Source organism: Desulfosporosinus sp. FKB (genome assembly GCF_002196705.1).
Classification (GTDB): domain Bacteria; phylum Bacillota; class Desulfitobacteriia; order Desulfitobacteriales; family Desulfitobacteriaceae; genus Desulfosporosinus.
Genome location: NZ_NADJ01000038.1, coordinates 214,215 through 230,649, shown reverse-complemented (window position 1 = coordinate 230,649; position 16,435 = coordinate 214,215). Strand labels below are relative to the sequence as shown.

Here is a 16,435-nt window from a genome sequence, read left to right as displayed (position 1 = left end):
TTCATGGTTCTTTCATGGATGTAAACAGGGAGTGATTTTGCACATGAACAATAAGACAAGTGTTTATGGGAGCTTTACACAAGCTCTTTTCTTTTCTGGAGTCGTTTCAGTTCCTAAATATCTATTAACTCACTATAAATCAATTGGTATAACAGATCGTGAAGTTATGGTCTTAATTCAGATTCTCTGTGAAGCCGAGACCAATCCTTATCCGTCCTTAGCTTCCTTAGCTGCTCGTATGAGTGCAACTTTAACGGAAATCGAAGAAAGTGTCGGCCATTTGGTAGAGCGAAATCTACTGGCAATCGAACGATACTGGAATTCTGCTGAGCAAAAGTGGCTAAATAGTTATCGTTTTGTTGGTTTAATTGATGAACTTGCGGAATTGTGGGCCATTGAACGTTCTCAACAATTAGAAGAAGAACGAACCTTACGACAAACTCAATCAACGTCTGCCCCGACTCCTGTTAAATCGTCAATGGAAAATTTAGTTCGTGTTTTTGAACAGGAACTTGGAAGACCTCTAACAAGTATTGAATGCGAAAACTTAGATCGTTGGCTATCAACTCATTTTTCTGAAGAACTAATCATTGAAGCATTAAGGCGAGGAGTTAGCGCAGGAATCCGAAACTTTAGGTATTTAGATTCGATACTTCGAGAATGGGAGAAAAAAGGATTACGAACGAAGGCGGAAGTAGAAGCTGAGGATGCTTATTTTCAAGCTCGGCAAGAGAAAAAAGCTTCAAGGCCTAAAAAACAAGGATCTAAAACTTCTCCAAACAAATATGACAACTTTTATCTTTAAGAGAATAGGCCAGTTGGGAGGGTATTAATTGAATGAAACGTATCAGTGATATCTTGGCCAATAAGGGACTATCGCCAGAATCTAATACGGCTCTAAGCATATATGAGAATTCACAGGTGAAAGAAAATTCTTTTAGAACTCAAACTAATGATCCAGAGGAATGTCATCAACCTTCTGAAAGGTATAAATGTCCTCTTTGCCAAGATAGAGGAATTTTGCTGGAAGGAGATGTTGCTTTTCCTTGCAGCTGTATGAAATTAAAGAAATTAGATAATCAATTTCGAACCGCACGTATATCTCGAGAATTAAAAAAATGTCGTTTTGAAAACTTTAAGTTTGATTATTATCGTTCAAATGTTGGAGATCAAATTCACCATGAAAGCGCCATAAAAGCCTTGCGCGCTTCTCAAAGTTTCGTGGAAGAATGCCGGGCAAATCCTCATGCTCTTGGGATAATGTTTACAGGTCCGGTCGGGTCTGGCAAAACGTTTCTAGCTGCTGCAATTGCCAATGAACTTATGGAAGCGCAAAAACAGGTTTTATTTTTAGTTGTGCCAGATCTTTTAGATGAATTACGAGCAACGTACAAATCAGATGTCAATGAATTGGATTTGCTTGATACGGCGAGAACGATACCAGTTCTAATCCTTGACGATTTGGGCGCGCATAATTATACTGATTGGACAAGAAATCGACTTTATTCCATAATTAACTATCGTATGAATGATCAACTTCCTACCATCTTCACTTCGAACCTGACTCTTGAGGAGATGGAAGAATATTTAGGGGTACGTACTACTTCAAGAATTATTCAGTCATCGCGCATTTTTCGCTTAACTGTGGAGAGAGACATTCGTCATCAGATCTATCAGGATCGTGAAGTCAAAAAGTAACGTTCCGTAATTTAAAATCCATAAAAATTTTCCAAAACTATGCATGTCTTTAAAAGGACATGCATAGTTTTTTTTATAGAATAAATCTGAATTATAGGAGGTTGTCAGCTTTGACTAAAATTATAGCTCTTAATCGTAAATATCTCGTAATGCTAACCAGTGTCTTACTAATTTGTCTAATTGGATTTGCCGGGTATTCATTCTGGCAGACGAAACAAACGAGCGGATCAAGCGTAACAGGTACACCTGAAATTCAAATGTTGGGGGTAAATGTAGAACCGGCCTCAGTTGTGAAAGATCTGAATTACGGCAATGTTACTTTAAAAGGTGCACAAGTAATTACTAGTAAAACCTTTGATCTAATTGTTACTGTTCAGAATACAACTGCTAAAAAAATGACAAACATACCCGTTGAATTGCAAGTCTCTCTGGCAGGCGATGAAACCAAAAAAGTAATTTCTCCCGGCGTATTGCCTTCTTTGGAACCGGGTACTAAAGCACGAGTTGCTTTTCGCCAGATAAAATGTTTGGGTGATGCCCTTGGCAAAAGTGCGACTGCCGGGCAACATATGATGATTGTAAGAATTAAACCCAATCCTGCCGGTGGAGTAGATCAAGCCACGGAAGCCAGTTTTCGTTTCATTGTCGATTCAACCGTTAAGGCTCCAGCTGCAACGAACAAGCAATAGGTATTATACTAGCTGTAACTGACAACTTAGCAAGAAATAGATGAGGGGCTATACGTATGGATATAGTCCCCTTTCAGCATTTGCCTGAATTTTGCTTAACAGCAATTTGGAGGTATAATAGACCTGAGGTGAATCTGATGAAGATGTTAGTAGATTTACATACGCATACGATTTCTAGTGGACATGCCTATAGCACGATTTCCGAAAATGCCTTAGCTGCTTCGCGGAAAGGATTGCAATTATTAGGGATGACGGATCATGGCCCCAGTATGTTAGGGGCACCTTCTTTATATCATTTCGGAAATTTAGCAATTTTACCCGAAGAACTTCACGGAGTAAGGATCATACCGGGAGTCGAGGCCAATATTATTAACCATGAAGGTGAACTTGATGTACCCATAAATTATTTAACTCGAATGAAACTTGTCTTAGCCGGCCTTCATGTCCAATGTTATCCGGGTGGAACAATTGAACAAAACACCCAAGCGTATATTAAAGCCATGGAAAACCCTTTTACCGACATGATGGTTCATCCAGGCCGACCGGAGTTTGAATTAGACTTAGAAAAGATCGCTTATATGTCAGCTCAATTACAACTTCCGGTTGAAATTAATAACAGTTCTCTTGCAGCCGGAAAAAAAGAGACTCAGGAGAATTGTCATCGCTTCGCGAGTTATATGGCAAAATATAAAGGCCCTATTATTATTGGCAGCGATGCTCACTTTTGGGATCGGGTAGGGGTCTTCGATCGATCTCTGCAATTGATTGAAGAAGTAGGGATCTTGGAAGATCAGATTCTCAATACTTCTCCTCAACGGGTGCTTGATTATTTACAAGATCGACGGAGAAAGCGTTTTACAACCATTTAATAAGTTTATGTTCCGAAAGTTCAATCTCCTTTCTTAGGGCTCCTGAGCCTGTGATAATGATAGGATTTTCAAAAAGAAGGCTACTATGCCTTCTTTTTTCATAGATTGATCTTATGGATGAATTTATAAAAAGTTTGTTTCACAAAATAATTTATAGTAAAATGAGTTTTGTGGTAAAACTAGAAGTACTTCTAGAAGATAAGAAAAGGACGTGTCAAAGTTGTTAAATAAAGAAAGACAGTTCGATCGCGAACGGATGGCGGGAGCTATGATCATAGTGAGCTTATTAGTGATCTTCCTGTCAATGGTTGGCATAAGGCTCCTCAATGTTAAAGTATCCAATATTGAATTAGTTGACGGTGATTTGTATACTGTGATAACCGATCAAGGACCTGTAAATATAGATAAAAACGATATTTTACGTATAGAAACCACTAATACCAAAGCAAGCATTACGGGTACGCCTGTTGAGCTGGATAAAATTTATACCACAAAAGGATTTATTTATTTTTCCTCAGTTGATCCCTTTTATAAAATCGGTCAGAAAATCATTCAATCTGTTAAAAATACGGATAAGACTGTTTGGATACTGTCAGATAAAAAACCTATTTCCGATGCAACTCCGGATGAACTTCAAAATGCTAATTTAAAACTAATTCAGCCTTTTAGCTTTGCTATAGGGACTTCTCCAAACATGATTCCGTTTGTTTTTACATTGTTAACGATACAGCATTTGGCTTTTGCCTTTGGGGGTATTGCCTTATTTGTTCTTGTATTCCCGCTGCGAATGAATTCCGTTAAATATAATTCGTCTACAATCCAGCAAGATCCGGAGTTCTGCGCTGCTGATGATCATATTGGCGCTGTAGCTAAATAAATATAAAAAAACGCTCCCTTCGAGCGTTTTTTCATTAGAAGGTAATTACATATTAATGTCGATGAACTGAAGAACTATTAAACTATCTTGAATATTTTTGCATATCGCGGTATTATTGGCAAGTAATTTCGGGATTGAAATGGGTGAAATTCGAATGAAAAGGGCTATATTAGTATCAGGTAAGTCTGCTTTAAATCAAGAAATAAAATCTATGTTGCCCTTAGCAAATTATCAACTTCTAGCGACAACCGATAACGGCATGGAGGCCTTGCGTTTTATACATCGCTTTGAACCTGATCTTGTAATTATGGGATGGAATCTTCGCGGTTTAAGTTCATCGGAAGTTCTCCAAAATCTTGTATTGCAGCATTTATGCCCTATTGTGGTTGTCTTAACTCAAGAAGAGCATTATGTCCTTCCTGAAGTCATAGAAGCTGATGCCCATCATGTTGCTGTTTATCCCTGGCGTGTTTTAGATATAGTTGCAGGTATTCAAATGGCAGAGCATCGCTATCAACGTGAATCAGAACACTATCAGCAACTGCAGCGTTTAGAAGAAGACCTCAAGACGCGGAAACTATTATTCCAAGCTATGTTGTCTATCATTCAGCAGCACGGCATTTCAGAACAAGATGCTTATAAAGCTCTTCGTGATCATGCGATGACAACGCGTAAGTCCCTGAGGAAAGTTGCTCAAGAAGTCATTAAAGGAGTCTGGTCACCTACATTATAGATCATCGAATCTGTTTCGGATTTCGAGTGAACTCGTTCAGCTAAGCTGAACCACTCCCACTTGTAGAAGTGGGAGTCGTCTGACGATTAAAAAAAGTTGAAAGGAGTTTTTTTATGAAAGTAACTGTAAAACATATTAAGGGTATGCACTTTCAAGGTGAAGGAAGTTCAAAAACAATGACTCATATTGATACAGCTGTTACTGCCGGCGGTTCAGGACTTGGTTCTAATCCGATGGAGCTCCTTTTAATGGCTATAGCAGGCTGCAGCGGAATGGATATCGTATCTATCCTTGAGAAAATGCAAGTCAAGCTGCAGCGATTTGAGGCAACGGTAGAAGGGGAAAGGGCCAGCGATCATCCTAAAGTATTTAAAGATATCGAGGTTGTCTATAAATTTTGGGGTGAATCTCTTCCTGAGGATAAGCTGCGTCGGGCTGTTCAGCTTTCTATGGAAAAATACTGCAGCGTTGCCAATATGATTGATAAAGCGGCAGATTTGACGTACAGGATTGAAGTGAATCCAGAGTAAGCAATAAAGTGATAACTTATAGGAGCCGTATTAGCCGGCTTTTTTTTCGTTTGTCAGGCAGTGCAGAGGACAAAAGTTATCACATTGATTATGATAGATATCTTGGAGACAATCCTTGATTGAATTAATATGATTTGTTATACTTAAGACGGCGTTGTGGGTATATTTTAATGACGAATGAGGCTGAAGAATGTCAATATTATTAATGGTTTTAAGAAGTATATTTGTTCTTTGCGTAGTGCTTTATTTGTATTATTTTTCAAAACGCAAAAAATATGGTGTTGCAATTTATTTGTGGACGATTATTATTGTTGGTATGGCGTCTGGGTTACTTATTCAGTTCGTCGAGGTTTATCAAGGAACTTCTCAATGGTCTTCAATTCAGATCAGTGTATACTTTTATTTAGTCTTAATTCTTTATTCTATATGGAAGTTGATATCTGAATTGAAAAAGCGGGGTAAATAAGTCATAAAGGTCAAATAAGGGTTCGAGGCCGCAAAAAAATGCGGCTTTGTTTTTTAGAGAATTTTTTAATTTAAGATCAATGGAGAAGGGGAAAACAATTCTTATGAAGAAAAAGCGAACAATTAGAATCAAGAAGATTTTAGCCTTTTTAGTCTATAATCTTATTCTTGCTGGAATTCTTGCGCCCTTTGTTCTGTTCTGGGGACCATTTCAGTCCCTTAAAACTGTAGCAGTAGGTTCGGTTTATACTTCACGTCATCCACAGTTTGTCAAAGCCTTTTTGTCACAAGCTGAAATAGATAAAATCATGGAAAGTGGCTATGGCAATGGAGTTTTGACTAGTCAGGATATATCACGCAGCAGTGTTGTCAATGACGCAACTTCAGGAATTACCATTGAAGATATTAAAGGTCCGAGTTTCAAAGGAAAAGTTATGTTGATTAAAGATCCCAAGCGAATCAAGCTGGCAGTAACAAAGCAGATTGGCACAACGGGAGAACGGGTTAGTGACTTGGTTCAAGATATGGGAGCAATTGCCGGAATTAACGCAGGAGGATTTTATGATCCCAATGGTAAAGGTAATGGAGCCTTTCCCGACGGGCTGACTGTTCAAAATGGCAAATTGGTCCATAACAATGTCGGAAATCAAAAGGTAAATATTGTTGGCTTCGATGATCAAGGTAACTTAGTTATTGGAGATATGACTGCGAGTCAATTGGAAGAAAAACATATTCAAGAAGCTGTTTCCTTTGGGCCAAACCTGATTGTTAACGGCAAGTCTGTGATTCAAGGCGATGGCGGATGGGGGATAGCCCCAAGGACAGGAATAGGACAAACGGCCGATGGAACTGTAATTTTCGTAGTAATTGATGGCCGTCAACCAACTTGGAGCATTGGAGCAACGCTGCGAGATCTCATGAATGTCTTTAACGATTATCATGCTGTAAATGCTGTTAACCTGGATGGCGGTTCTTCTTCTGAACTCGTCTATGATGGGAAAGTCCAAAACAAGTTGTGGGATATTTTTGGCGAGCGCTATATCCCGACAGCTTTTGTTGTAACCCCTTAATAAGCAATCCCGGTGTAAAGGAGAAATTTCATGAAGAAGCTACGTACTGTTGCCGTTTGGACATTAATTTCCTTATTAGTGCAATATGGGGGATATTCTTATTTAAATCGTAAAGTGCAGCAAGTAATTACTCCAGACCAAAGTCCTAAAATTATTACTACTCAGCTTAAAGCTACTATCCCCGGATCGAATCTCCAAAACGTTCAGGTTTCTTACGCTAAGGACTATATTGCTTATTCCGAAGATGGTACTCTCAAGGTTTTTAATCTTAAAAAGCAGAAGGTCGTGTTCGAAAAGGCTCCCCCTTCCGGAAACGGCAGCTCCTTGGGAGTTTTGACCTATCAGTGGCTGCCGGATAGAAATACACTGCTCTATTTTTATGCTAAGGCAAACCCGAATCCCTACACCTTAGTAACCGTTTATCCTACTCAAACTCAGTCAAAGACTTCTGGTCAGACTTCGCAATCGACTGTTCAGACACCATCGACGACAGTACCCAAAACAGAAGATCCCAATGAAAAAGCGAATTCTAAAACTACGGATAAGTCGAGCAATAAAACTAACAGCAACAGTACCACAAAAGAATCCACGAAAGAGGAGACTGCTAAGCCGTACGTCGTGAAACGTTATAACAATCCCCAATTAACGGAGTTGTATTCACTCGACCTTCCAGACAGTGACGATGATTCGACGGCACCAGATGATCGATTTAATCAAACGATTGATAATTTTCCTGCAGGTGGAAAGATCGAGGAATGCGTCGTTTCAACATTCACAAATTTGATGTATCTGACGGTGAAAAGTGCACAGTCTGAATTGCTGCTGGAAATTGATGTTATGAAAAACGTCAAAACACTAAGTAAATCAGGTGAAACTATCGATAATATGGCGGCTTCTGATCGTTATGGGACTCTATACCTTGATAGTAAAGTTGGGTCCAAGCATGAAGTCATTGCCTTAGATGGTTCAAAGCGTGTAGTGATTTCTAATAATAATTCTGATCAAATTTTAGGTATAAGAGATGGCAGTGTTTATATCGGTGAAATTGAAAACAATCGACTTGTCAAAATCAAAACTACCGATGACCTTACCCATGTCACGAGCAATCCTTCACTTGATACTCTTTGGGAAGGAAATATTCCCTATGACGATTCTGTACGGACTCTAATTGGAGCAGACGGACAAGTTATTGTCTATAATGATCAAACTGCCAATATTATCACTAAAGGGAATCTCTCGGAAGTTAAATTGCAAGGGGACGAAAATTATGTTTCTGTTGATGGGGCGGAATTAGTTCAGCTTACCAAGAACGGGGATTCTACCCAGGCCGTATTGCAGCCGCTTAAATCTAAAGAATAAACAAATATCTCTGAAGCAAGGATGCCGAGTGTTCCTGAGTTCACTTTCATGGGCGAAGAAAACTTCCTTTGGGAAGTCTATAATTTAGTAATCATACAAAAGGAGCGCACGCGAGCGCTCCTTTTATGTTAAATTTCTTTGAGTAATTCTAAAACGATGTTTTTATAACGTTAGGTCTATGTTTTATCAATCGTAAGACTCCCAGTTCACTGCTTAGGGCTTGATGAACTTTGTAAGTCTTTAAGTTGAGTTTCTAAATTGTCAAGTAAGTCACGAATTTGGTTCATTTGATCTAGTATCGAGGAAATTGATTGAGATTGACTGCTCGGGGTTTCCGTCCCTGATGGTGTGGTCGGCGGAGGGGCACTTTGTTGCTGCCCAGGAATGGTTGGCTGGGGTGCTCCCTCTCCAAAGATTTGAGTTAACGCTGAACCGACATTATCCGTCATTACTAACTGATCCTCGTAAGCGAGAACGACTCGTTTCATTTCAGGGATGCTTCCGCCTTTGTCTGATTGCAGATAAACCGGTTCAACATAGAGGAAGTTTCCGCCGATCGGAAGAGCTAAGAGGTTTCCGCGGATGACGCTGGATCCTTTTTGATCCCAAAGCGACAACTGTTTTGAAATATCCGGATCTTGATCAATGCGCGATTCAATCTGCAATGGTCCGTCGATTTCGATACTCTTGGGGAGTTCGAAGAGCATGAGCTGTCCATAATGTGAGCCGTCCATTCGTGCCGCCATCCAAGCTACCATGTTGTTGCGAGAATTTGATTCACTGGAAGCCGGGGTAAAGGGCAACATAAGGACAAACTCAGGTTTTGTTTCTCCGGGAATTGTCATAATCGTATAATAAGGATCAACATTTTGAGGTTTGGCCTGGTAAAGTTCTTTGGCAATATCCCAGGCATCTTCTTTATTATAGAAAACGGAAGGATCTGTCATATGAAATGTTTTAAGCATGTTACTTTGGATAGTGAATAAGGTTTCAGGATAACGCAGGTGACTTTTCAAAGATGCCGGAAAACTGGAAAAATCTTTGAACACTCCGGGGAAAATGCTCATGTATGTTTTTAAAATAGGATCTTGAGGATCAATAGCATAAAAATCAACGGTTCCGTCGTTGGCATCAATGACGACTTTGACAGAGTTACGGATGTAGTTGAAATCTTGGTCGGAGTATTTATTCGAATACGGCAAGGCATCAGACGTGGTATAAGCATCGACAATCCACTTAAGGCGGCCGTTATCGATGACCATATAGGGATCAGAATCATAGGTTAGAAAGGGTGCTAATTTTTGAACCCGTTCTTTAATATTGCGGTAAATAAGCATTTTGCTATTTGCTGTTACCTCGCTGGCAAGATAGAATCGTAATGTTCCATGGCTGAGGGAAAGCATAAACTTATTAATTGGGGTAAAGGGGATTCCTGTTTTTCCGGTATAAGAGGTTTCAGAATTTGTATCCCCTTGAGGATAATCAAACTCTTTAATCGAAGTATCGGCAACAACCCAATCATTGGTAAGTTCACCGTAATAGATGCGTGGTTCTTTTAGCTTCAGTTCAGGAAAATTAGTGACAGGGGGGATATCGCTAATCGCAAAGGACGGTAATCCCTCAGGCCCTACAGCATTGGCAAAAGAAGCGGCGGCACCATAACCGTGAGTATATTTGAAGCGCAAGTTTACAAAGGTTTGAGCCTTGGGATCTAAGTCCGGTGTGGATATTTCTCTGGGGCCTAACATAACTTGGCGATACTCACCATTAACCATATAGCGGTCGATATCGATATCATTAAATTTATAGTAGAGGCGAATTCCTTGTTTTTGGGTAAATGTTTGCAGCAAGGGACGTGTATCATTAAGTCTAATATTGTTCAAAGTACCTTGATCGGCCTTTAAACTGCTTAAAGTTATCGGTGTGTTTCCGGGATAATTAACCTCAGAAATATGATTTAATCCATAACCGTATCGAGTCATGGCAATTTCATTTTGGATGTAGGGCTGTTCTTTAGTCAACTCATTTGGAATTACTACAAAGGATTGCAATAGATTCGGAAATATGCCGTAAATTACAATTCCAACAGCAATAACCCCTGCAACAGGGACTGTTAGTAAGCGAGGATCTTTAAATGTTTGGGCAACAATGGCTAGAACAAAGCCTATTATGCTGATCACAATTAAGATTTTAAGGGCAGGCAGGGCAGCCGTTAAATCTGTATAGCCTGCACCAACAACATGGCCGTGGATAGAATAAAGTAGCTGAAAAATGTCAAGATAATAACCGAAGGCTTTTAAGGCGAAAAGAATACATATTAATAAGGCAAGATGACGGCGAGCCCCAGGAGTAATTTCTACTGCTCCCTTACGCCAAAATTTGAGGGAATGAAGTTTTAGTACTCTTGTTACGATATAGAAAATCGCAGTAAATAAGGTGAGGAGAAATAAGGGAGCAAAGAAGGCATTAAAAAAGGTTCTTAAAAAAGGCAATTGAAAAAAATAAAATGCCAAATCCTTCCCAAATATAGGATCAGTTTGCCCAAAAGGTGTAGCATGGATAAAGGATAGAACATCTAACCATCCGGTAAACCCGGCAATAAAACTTACTCCGAAACTTATAACGACTGAAATAATGAGGAGCCAAATTGTTACTCTGCGCTGGGATAAGCTTAAAACCGGACGATTCATATCTTGGACTAAACGTAAACGAAGACGCAGACGTTCATTCACAAATGTTACGATGGCATGGCGTATGGAGAATAATGTCCCAGCTATAAAAATGAAGAGAATCGTTCCGTTGACAGCTTGGAAAATAACCTTGCTTAAGAGTGGCGTCCAGAAAAGCTGTGAATAACCGAGATCCTTAAACCATAACCAATCTTCATATAAGCCGCTTGAAGCCTTCAGTAAAGCTGCAATAAAGATAATCCCTACAAGGATTTTGATGAAACGTTGCAATAAAGATTCCTCCTTTAAAACTATGGCTAAAACCCATCATCATCGTTTAGATCTATAACCAGTATTCCATATATTCTTCCCAAGAAATAAAAATCCCTTCCAAAATTTTTATAAATTGTGATTAGAGTCTTTCTAAATTTAGTCTTGCTATGGTATACTAAAACATATAATACCCGTGAGGGGTATGTTAGAGCGCATTAAGAGGAGTTGTTTAATAATGTATGACGTAATAATAGTTGGAGCCGGCCCTGCGGGACTGACTGCAGGAATTTATGCTTCCCGGGGAGGTCTTAAGACAGCCATCGTTGAATTAGCAATGCCCGGCGGACAAGCGGCTTCAACGGAAAAAATTGAAAACTATCCGGGATTTCCGGAAGGGGTTAATGGTTATGAGCTGATGAATTCATTCCATCAGCAAGCCTTGTCCTTCGGCGTTGAATTTATTTATGAAGAAGTCAAAACTCTTGACCTTAAAGAAACGGTTAAAAAAATTCAAACTGATAGTTCTGTTCTTGAAACAAAGTCGGTAATTATCGCCGCTGGTTCAAAACCAAGATTGTTGAATGTTCCGGGGGAAGATCTATTCAGAGGCAGAGGCGTGTCTTATTGTGCAACTTGTGACGGTGCCTTTTTTCGAGGCAAAAAGGTTATCGTTGTAGGCGGGGGAGATGCAGCCCTTGAAGAAGGCGCCTACCTGACAAAATTTGCGGAGGAAGTTATTCTTATTCATCGGCGTGAGGGTTTTCGGGCTTCCCAAATCCTCATTGACCGGGCAAAAGGCAACTCGAAAATGCGCTTTGAATTAAATTACGTTGTTGAGGAGATTCTTGGTTCAGATCATGTTGAAGGAGTACGCTTACGTAATGTCCTTGATTCAACAACGAAAGAAATTCAGGCTGATGGTGTATTTATTTATGTCGGGACCGATCCCAATGACCAATTTTTAAACGGTGAGATAAAAACTAATGAACGAGGGTATATATATACTGATCAATATCTGCAGACAAATATTGAAGGTGTGTACGCAGTCGGTGATATTCGTGATACACCTTTACGTCAAGTGGCAACAGCTGTCGGAGACGGAGCTCTTGCTGCCGTTGAAGTTGAGAAATATCTTACGGAACATCAGAGTTAATATCAATTGTTCATGATTCTAATGGCTAATTAAGAAAACAAGTCAGAACTTGATAATTTATGGGGGTTGTAATATGCTGTAATTGTGCAAGAATTTATAACTCTAATCAATTTAAAATTATTAAAAAATAAGGGTGGAATGCGCTGTGCACTTTGTCGTCTGCCTAAAACAAGTACCAGATACCTCAGAAGTCCGAATAGATCCCCATACTAATACCCTCATGCGTGAGGGAGTACCGTCAATTATCAATCCCTACGATGCCCATGGTCTGGAAGAAGCAATTCGTTTGAAGGATAAAGTTGGCGGAAAAGTTACTATCGTCAGTATGGGTCCACCCCAAGCGAAAGAAGCTTTAAAAAAAGCAATGTCTTTTGGTGCTGATCGAGCAATTCTTCTAAGTGATCGCGCTTTTGGCGGTTCAGACTCTTTGGCAACAGCTTATATTATTTCAACGGCTCTTAAGACGATTCATGAGACGGAACCTATCGATCTGGTGTTTGCCGGAAAAGAAGCAATTGATGGCGATACTGCTCAAACAGGACCCGGTATCGCCCAACGCCTCGGTTTTCCCCAATTGACCTATGCTATCAGAATTAGGGAACTGACAGACACGAGCGTAACTGTTGAACGAAAAACGGAAAGTGGCCGGCAAATCGTTCAAGCTCAGCTGCCTGCTTTAATTACTGTCGAAAAAGAACTGAATGATATACGCTATGCGACATTACCCAACATGATGAAAGCCGCCGCTTATGAACCTGAACTATGGAATGTAAACTCTTTATCATTTGATTTAACTCAAATGGGTCTTAAGGGATCTCCTACGAGTGTTTCGCGAATTTTTGCCCCCCCAGGACGTTCTGGCGGAGAGATCATTGATGGGCAAAACGATCCGGCGGGGACCGCTGCTTCAGTCGTTCAAAAGCTTTTCCAACAAAACGTCATCATGGTTAATCCCCTTATGAAGGGAGGAAAACGTTAATGACAGTTGCTGTAGATAAGACAAAGTGTATTGGCTGCGGAGCCTGCGTTATGGAATGTTCCCTTGAAGCTATTGATTTAGTTGACGGTTTAGCTACTCCGGACCCAAATAAATGCAAAGACTTGGGTAGTTGTGTTAAAGTTTGCCCAACGAATGCTTTATCCCTTGCTATTCCCCAGGACTCAAAAGACGAACTGTCTTCTGAGGTCGGTTCAAAGTTTAATCTGAAGGAGCCTTTACCTGAATCTGTCAGCGATTATGCTCAGGGAAATGAGAAAAAAACTATTCGTTCTCAAGTGACTCCGATTGCAGGGGGAGATGTTTGGAGCGGGGTTTGGGTTATCATTGAATATAACAATGGAAGAGTTGCTCCGGTATCCTGGGAGTTATTGGGCGAGGGCCGAAAACTTGCGGATTCCCTTGGGTCTGAACTTTGCGGCGTAATTACCGGTTATCAAGTTGACAATGTTATTCCCGAAGCGTTTGCCTATGGCGCTGAAAAACTCTATGTTATAGATCATGAAGTTCTCAAAGACTATCGAACAGAACCTTATGCTGAGGCAATTACGAGTCTCGTGCGAAAATATCAACCAGAAATTATTTTAATGGGTGCGACATCAATGGGACGAGATGTGTTCCCAGCTGTTGCTACGAAGATGCAAACCGGTTTAACTGCCGATTGTACCGTATTAGGAATTGATCCGGAGACAAAACTCTTGCAGCAAACCCGGCCCGCTTTCGGAGGAAATATCATGGCGACAATTCTTTGCCGCGCAAGACGCCCGCAAATGGCGACGGTTCGTCCGAGAGTGATGGAAATGCCTGAGCGAGCAGAAGGTCGAGAAGGGGAATTAATTCGGGAAGAATTCGGCTTAAGTGAAAGTGACATTCATACAAAAGTCCTGGAGTTTATAGCGGCTGATGCCAGGAGCACTTTTCTTGATAAAGCTGAAATTATTGTTTCGGTAGGTTTGGGGATTGCTGCTAAACGGAATTTAGTATTAGCAGAAGAATTGGCAGAAGTTTTAGGTGCTACTCTGGCAGGAACTCGCGGGGCTGTGGAAGCGGGTTGGCTCAGCCATGATCAACAAGTAGGGCAATCAGGCGTTACTGTTCGTCCTAAAGTATATATAGCCATTGGGATTTCTGGTGCTATTCAGCATTTGGTAGGTATGGAAACATCCGATTTTATCATTGCCATCAATAATGATCCCGAAGCTCCCATATTAAAAGTTGCAAACTACGGAATTGTCGGAGATTTATTCCAGATCGTGCCTGCAATGACTTCAGAATTCAAAAAACGCCTTCAGCATGGCGTGGCTAATTAAGGAGGGGCAACCATGGAAAACTTTGATGTAATTATCGTCGGAGGTGGTCCTGCTGGCCTATCTGCCGCAATTAGTGCTGCTAATGGAGGTATGAAAACATTAGTCATTGAACGCGGGGATTATCCCGGCACGAAAAATGTAATGGGTGGTATCCTTTATACTAAGGCTACGGATATGGTAGTGCCAGAGTTTTGGAAAGAGGCACCCTTAGAACGCCCCATTATAGAACAGAGACTCGCTATGTTAAGTGGAGATGAATCGATACTGGCGGGGTATCGAGATCCGGATTGGGCGAAGGAACCTTATAACGCCCATTCGATATTACGGGTTAAATTTGACCGTTGGCTTGCTCAGCAAGCTGAAAAAGCCGGTGTTATGATTATTACAGAAACATTAGTCGAAGATCTTTTATATCAAAACGGAAACGTTGTAGGAGTTCGGACGGGTCGAGCTGAAGGGGATTTGGGAGCAAAAGTCGTCATTATTGCCGAAGGAGTAAATAACTTTCTTGCTGTTAAGACCGGGTTGGCTAAACCTTTGAAACCAGCCTCCGTAGCTGTCACTGTTAAAGAAGTTATTGCCCTGCCCAAAGAAAAGATTGAAGATCGTTTTTGTCTCGATGAAGGACAAGGGGCTACTATCGAACTCTACGGAGATTCCACTGCAGGCATGATGGGTGTGGGATTTATCTATACGAATAAGGATTCCATATCTATCGGGGTTGGAGCAATTTTGGCATCTGTGATTCGTGAACAATGGACACCTAATGATCTTTTGGAAAATCTAAAAGCAAAACCCTATGTTAAGCGTCTTCTGCAGGGCGGTGAAACCAAGGAGTACCTTGCTCATCTGATCCCGGAGGGCGGTTATACTCAAGTCCCAAGACTGCATCGTCAGGGAGTTATGGTAGTAGGGGACACCGCTATGCTTATGAATTCGCTGAACCGCGAAGGGTCAAATCTTGCCATGATATCGGGAAAAATTGCCGGCGAAGTTGCAGCTCAAGCGATCAAAGCGGGGGATGTCAGTGATCAAGCAATGGCGGTTTATGAAGCTCGATTGCGTGATTCTTTCGTTTTAAAAGACCTTTACCATTATCGTCATATGGGTGAATTCTTTGAGAATAACCCTCATCTTTTAAAGATTTATCCCAAAATGTTTTCCAAAGCCGCCAAAATGTATTTAACGGCTGATGGGACACCTAAGAAACAACGCCAGAAGGAAATAATGCAAATGCTCTTCGAACAACGATCAAAAGGTGGTATTATTAAAGATATCTATGGGGCATGGAGGGCATTACTATGAAATTAGACGATAAACTTTATTTAGTGCGATTTAATACTGATAAATTAAATCATATTAAAATCAGCGATCCAAAAGTTTGTCTGAACCAATGTCAAGATAAACCTTGTACTCGCTTTTGCCCAGCCCATGTTTATGATTGGGACGAAGAGGAGAAGCGAATTTCTGTAGGGTATGAAGGATGTCTTGAGTGCGGTACATGTCTCATTGGCTGCCCTTATGGCAACATAATCTGGAAATATCCGAGAGGCGGTTTTGGGGTTTCCTGGAAGAATGGTTAAATATTCAAACATAGTTTTGGTTCAAGAGCAGGGAGGTTACCCCCTGTTCTTTTTTACCAGGATTTTCATTAAAACGTTCTTTTAACCACGTGCAGATTTCCCTTCAAAGTTTCTTTGACAGTCATTTGAACGATCGGTAGAATAGAGTGGAAGGGAGCAT

Annotated in this window: 15 protein-coding genes; 14 read left to right on the top strand and 1 reads right to left on the bottom strand. The window is 40.6% G+C overall.

What is annotated here, in order from left to right; all coding sequences use genetic code 11:
* Positions 1-43: 43 nt before the first annotated feature.
* The 9 genes from B5Y67_RS17580 to B5Y67_RS17535 all read left to right on the top strand — a co-directional run bounded on the left by B5Y67_RS17580 (position 44) and on the right by B5Y67_RS17535 (position 8,290).
* Positions 44-805, top strand: coding sequence for a DnaD domain protein (locus B5Y67_RS17580; protein ID WP_088227715.1), 762 nt, complete (start codon positions 44-46; stop codon positions 803-805).
* 32 nt (positions 806-837) lie between these two features.
* Complete coding sequence (locus B5Y67_RS17575; RefSeq protein ID WP_088227714.1) at positions 838-1,698, top strand: ATP-binding protein; 861 nt, start codon at positions 838-840, stop codon at positions 1,696-1,698.
* A 110-nt stretch (positions 1,699-1,808) separates the two neighbouring features.
* Positions 1,809-2,387 (top strand): hypothetical protein, encoded by a 579-nt coding sequence (locus B5Y67_RS17570; RefSeq protein WP_088227713.1) that lies wholly within the window; start codon positions 1,809-1,811, stop codon positions 2,385-2,387.
* A gap of 137 nt (positions 2,388-2,524) precedes the next feature.
* Positions 2,525-3,256, top strand: a complete 732-nt coding sequence (locus B5Y67_RS17565) for a phosphatase (protein ID WP_088227931.1) — start codon at positions 2,525-2,527, stop codon at positions 3,254-3,256.
* 220 nt (positions 3,257-3,476) lie between these two features.
* Positions 3,477-4,133 (top strand): hypothetical protein, encoded by a 657-nt coding sequence (locus B5Y67_RS17560; protein WP_088227712.1) that lies wholly within the window; start codon positions 3,477-3,479, stop codon positions 4,131-4,133.
* Positions 4,134-4,287: 154 nt separating this feature from the next.
* Complete coding sequence (locus B5Y67_RS17555) at positions 4,288-4,866, top strand: ANTAR domain-containing protein (RefSeq protein ID WP_088227711.1); 579 nt, start codon at positions 4,288-4,290, stop codon at positions 4,864-4,866.
* Between the two features lie 113 nt (positions 4,867-4,979).
* The gene (locus B5Y67_RS17550) at positions 4,980-5,396 is read left to right on the top strand and encodes an OsmC family protein (protein ID WP_088227710.1); all 417 of its coding nucleotides are present in this window, start codon (positions 4,980-4,982) and stop codon (positions 5,394-5,396) included.
* 569 nt (positions 5,397-5,965) lie between these two features.
* A complete protein-coding gene (locus B5Y67_RS17540; protein WP_088227708.1) occupies positions 5,966-6,931 on the top strand; it encodes a phosphodiester glycosidase family protein in 966 nt (321 codons plus the stop codon).
* Positions 6,932-6,961: 30 nt separating this feature from the next.
* The gene (locus B5Y67_RS17535) at positions 6,962-8,290 is read left to right on the top strand and encodes a hypothetical protein (RefSeq protein ID WP_088227707.1); all 1,329 of its coding nucleotides are present in this window, start codon (positions 6,962-6,964) and stop codon (positions 8,288-8,290) included.
* Positions 8,291-8,496: 206 nt separating this feature from the next.
* Here B5Y67_RS17535 and B5Y67_RS17530 read toward each other — a convergent pair whose 3' ends face one another.
* Positions 8,497-11,250, bottom strand: coding sequence for a UPF0182 family protein (locus tag B5Y67_RS17530; protein WP_088227706.1), 2,754 nt, complete (start codon positions 11,248-11,250; stop codon positions 8,497-8,499).
* A gap of 217 nt (positions 11,251-11,467) precedes the next feature.
* Here B5Y67_RS17530 and trxB point away from each other — a divergent pair, with 217 nt between their 5' ends.
* From trxB to B5Y67_RS17505, 5 genes are all read left to right on the top strand, one after another.
* Entirely contained in the window at positions 11,468-12,385 is a 918-nt protein-coding gene (gene trxB, locus B5Y67_RS17525; protein WP_088227705.1) for a thioredoxin-disulfide reductase, read from the top strand.
* A gap of 145 nt (positions 12,386-12,530) precedes the next feature.
* A complete protein-coding gene (locus tag B5Y67_RS17520; protein ID WP_088227704.1) occupies positions 12,531-13,364 on the top strand; it encodes an electron transfer flavoprotein subunit beta/FixA family protein in 834 nt (277 codons plus the stop codon).
* Positions 13,364-14,692, top strand: a complete 1,329-nt coding sequence (locus B5Y67_RS17515) for an electron transfer flavoprotein subunit alpha (RefSeq protein ID WP_088227703.1) — start codon at positions 13,364-13,366, stop codon at positions 14,690-14,692. Before B5Y67_RS17520 ends, B5Y67_RS17515 begins: the two co-directional genes overlap by 1 nt.
* Before the next feature lie 12 nt (positions 14,693-14,704).
* A complete protein-coding gene (locus B5Y67_RS17510) occupies positions 14,705-15,997 on the top strand; it encodes an FAD-dependent oxidoreductase (RefSeq protein ID WP_088227702.1) in 1,293 nt (430 codons plus the stop codon).
* Positions 15,994-16,275 (top strand): 4Fe-4S dicluster domain-containing protein, encoded by a 282-nt coding sequence (locus tag B5Y67_RS17505; protein WP_047808118.1) that lies wholly within the window; start codon positions 15,994-15,996, stop codon positions 16,273-16,275. The genes B5Y67_RS17510 and B5Y67_RS17505 overlap by 4 nt, the downstream gene beginning before the upstream one ends.
* The last annotated feature ends 160 nt before the right edge of the window (positions 16,276-16,435 follow it).

Excerpts from the sequence above, each read along its gene's own strand:
- B5Y67_RS17510 (WP_088227702.1), top strand. The coding sequence starts at position 14,705 with ATGGAAAACTTTGATGTAATTATCGTCGGAGGTGGTCCTGCTGGCCTA.
- trxB (WP_088227705.1), top strand. The coding sequence starts at position 11,468 with ATGTATGACGTAATAATAGTTGGAGCCGGCCCTGCGGGACTGACTGCA.
- B5Y67_RS17540 (WP_088227708.1), top strand. The coding sequence starts at position 5,966 with ATGAAGAAAAAGCGAACAATTAGAATCAAGAAGATTTTAGCCTTTTTA.
- B5Y67_RS17535 (WP_088227707.1), top strand. The coding sequence starts at position 6,962 with ATGAAGAAGCTACGTACTGTTGCCGTTTGGACATTAATTTCCTTATTA.
- B5Y67_RS17565 (WP_088227931.1), top strand. The coding sequence starts at position 2,525 with ATGAAGATGTTAGTAGATTTACATACGCATACGATTTCTAGTGGACAT.
- B5Y67_RS17550 (WP_088227710.1), top strand. The coding sequence starts at position 4,980 with ATGAAAGTAACTGTAAAACATATTAAGGGTATGCACTTTCAAGGTGAA.
- B5Y67_RS17555 (WP_088227711.1), top strand. The coding sequence starts at position 4,288 with ATGAAAAGGGCTATATTAGTATCAGGTAAGTCTGCTTTAAATCAAGAA.
- B5Y67_RS17505 (WP_047808118.1), top strand. The coding sequence starts at position 15,994 with ATGAAATTAGACGATAAACTTTATTTAGTGCGATTTAATACTGATAAA.
- B5Y67_RS17580 (WP_088227715.1), top strand. The coding sequence starts at position 44 with ATGAACAATAAGACAAGTGTTTATGGGAGCTTTACACAAGCTCTTTTC.
- B5Y67_RS17575 (WP_088227714.1), top strand. The coding sequence starts at position 838 with ATGAAACGTATCAGTGATATCTTGGCCAATAAGGGACTATCGCCAGAA.
- B5Y67_RS17515 (WP_088227703.1), top strand. The coding sequence starts at position 13,364 with ATGACAGTTGCTGTAGATAAGACAAAGTGTATTGGCTGCGGAGCCTGC.